We start from the raw sequence: 2,535 nt of genomic DNA, 5'->3' as shown, positions 1-2,535 counted from the left end.
CAGATCATGATCTGGCAACGCTTCCCGGCGCGGTCGTCGAACCGATCGCGCCGGCCTTTGGGCACGGAGAGCCAATTGAGCGAAAACGCGGATAGTTATGTGTGTGGCGTCGCCGATGCGCCGCTGCTCGGCGATACCATTGGGCGCAGCCTCGATGCCGCGGCGCGGCGCTGGCCCGATCGCGAGGCCCTGGTTTCGCCGAGCCATGACGTGAGGTGGACCTGGAACGAACTGGCCGCGCGGGTCGAGGCGTTGGCCGCGGGCTTTCTGGCGCTCGGCCTCGAACGCGGCGCCCGCGTCGGCGTCTGGTCGCTCAACCGGCCGGAATGGACGCTGACGCAGTTCGCCGCGGCCAAGGCCGGGCTCATTCTGGTTACCATCAATCCCGCCTATCGCCTCAGCGAACTCGAATTTGCGCTGGCAAAAGTCGGCTGCGCCGCGATCGTCACGGCGACCGCGTTCAAGACCAGCCAGTATATGGAGATGCTGAACACGCTGCTGCCGGAGCTTGCGAGCGCTGCGCCCGGCGACCTGCACGCGGCGCGATTGCCAAAACTGCGCGCGGTAATCCAGGTCGGCGGTCCCGCCTGGCCCGGCACGATCGCGTTCGAGAAGGTGCCGGGCATGGGCGGCGACCGCCACCGCGACGCGCTCGCGGCGCTGGAAAAAACGCTGCAGTTCGACGATCCCGTCAACATCCAGTTCACCAGCGGCACCACCGGTTCGCCGAAAGGCGTCACGCTGACCCATCACAACATCCTCAACAACGGCTATTTCGTCGGGCGCGCGATGGGACTGACCGAGCAAGACCGCATCTGCATTCCGGTGCCGCTCTATCACTGCTTCGGCATGGTGATGGGCAATCTCGCTTCCGTTACTTCGGGCGCGGCCATGGTCTATCCCGGCGAGGGCTTCGATCCCTTGGCCACGCTTGAGACCATCGAGCGGGAAAAATGCACGACGCTCTACGGCGTCCCGACCATGTTCATCGCCGAACTCGACCATCCGGAGTTTGCAAGATTCGATCTGTCGTCGCTTAGGACCGGCATCATGGCCGGCGCGCCCTGCCCGATCGAGGTGATGCGGCGCGTCAGCGAGCAGATGAACATGCGCGATGTCACCATCGCCTATGGCATGACCGAAACCAGCCCGGTGAGCTTCCAGAGCGCCGTGGACGATCCGCTGCAGCGCAGGGTGTCGACCGTCGGCCGCATCCATCCCCATGTCGAGGTCAAGGTGATCGATCTCGAGGGCCGCGTGGTGCCCCGCGGCGAACGCGGCGAACTCTGCACCCGCGGCTACAGCGTCATGCTGGGCTATTGGGACGAACCGGAAAAGACCAAAGATGTGCTCGATGCCAGTGGCTGGATGCACACCGGCGATATCGCCGTGATTGACGGGGAGGGGTACTGCAACATCGTCGGCCGCATCAAGGACATGGTGATCCGCGGCGGCGAGAACCTCTATCCGCGCGAGATCGAGGAATTCCTCTACCGCCATCCGAAAATCCAGGACGTGCAGATCTTTGGCGTCGCCGACGACCGCTATGGCGAGGAACTGTGCGCGTGGATCAGGACGCGCGCCGGCGAGAGCCTCACCGCCGAGGAGATTCGCGCCTTCTGCCAGGGCCAGATCGCGCACAACAAGATCCCGCGCTACGTCGAATTCGTCGAGGAATTTCCGATGACGGTCACCGGCAAGATCCAGAAATTTGCGATGCGCGAGACGGTCGAGGCAAAGCTCGGATTGAAGGCGGCAAAGACCGCGTGAGGCGTGGGCAATGGCCCGTGGTTTCCTCGCCTCTCCCCGCTTGCAGGAAGAGAGCCTGCCCCGGGCTTGACCCGGGGTCGGATTGCGCAGCAATCCGCGTGAGGGAGTCTCTCGCGAGACGAACCCGTGGAGAGAGCCCCTCACCCCAACCCCAACCCCAACCCTCTCCCCGCAAGCGGGGCGAGCGAGCCTACTGCCGTTGCCGCAACATCGAGCCCTCATTTTGGATCACACTCCCACGCGATTGCCGTTTCAATATTCAAACAGGCGAGACAGTCATTAGTTTTTCGCCATGGCCGGGCTTCGTCCCGCCTGCGGGGCCGAAGCCCCCTCGGCGCGGCGAAGGCCCGGCCATCCACGTCTTTTCTCCGGCCAAGACGTGGATGCCCGGCACAACTGCGCGAAGATCGAAGATCCCATGGGGATGACGAGTGGTACGAATTTTTCTGATTCAATTTTTAAACAGCCATGAAAAAATAATCCGAGATCGTCATTGCGAGCTTTAGCGAAGCAATCCAGCTTTGGCGCTGCGGAGAGAAAGCTGGATTGCTTCGTCGCAAGGGCTCCTCGCAATGACGGTCGTTCCGAACGTGCGTTCGCTCCCCGCGGCGCGATGCACCCGGGCGTTTGCCAGTAAACTCATCGCCCTCAGAAAACAGAGGGCGTGGGGAATGCCGGATGCCCAGTGGCACCCGCAGCCTCGCGTGCAGAAAACGGCCATCACGCACACGAGTATTCACAGCGAGGCACCGGAAACACCCGGCA

The 2,535-nt window shown here is 63.2% G+C and carries 1 protein-coding gene; it reads left to right on the top strand.

The features are described 5' to 3' along the window. Positions 1-75 precede the first annotated feature (75 nt). Positions 76-1,770 carry an AMP-binding protein gene (locus ABSG20_RS34545; RefSeq protein ID WP_423868915.1) on the top strand — a complete coding sequence of 565 codons (1,695 nt, stop codon included), beginning with the start codon at positions 76-78 and terminating at the stop codon, positions 1,768-1,770. Positions 1,771-2,535 lie beyond the last annotated feature (765 nt).

The organism is Bradyrhizobium sp. (genome assembly GCF_049512235.1).
Classification (GTDB): Bacteria; Pseudomonadota; Alphaproteobacteria; order Rhizobiales; family Xanthobacteraceae; genus Bradyrhizobium.
Note: the sequence above shows the minus strand (reverse complement) of the source record. Positions and strands in the feature narration are given on the sequence as shown.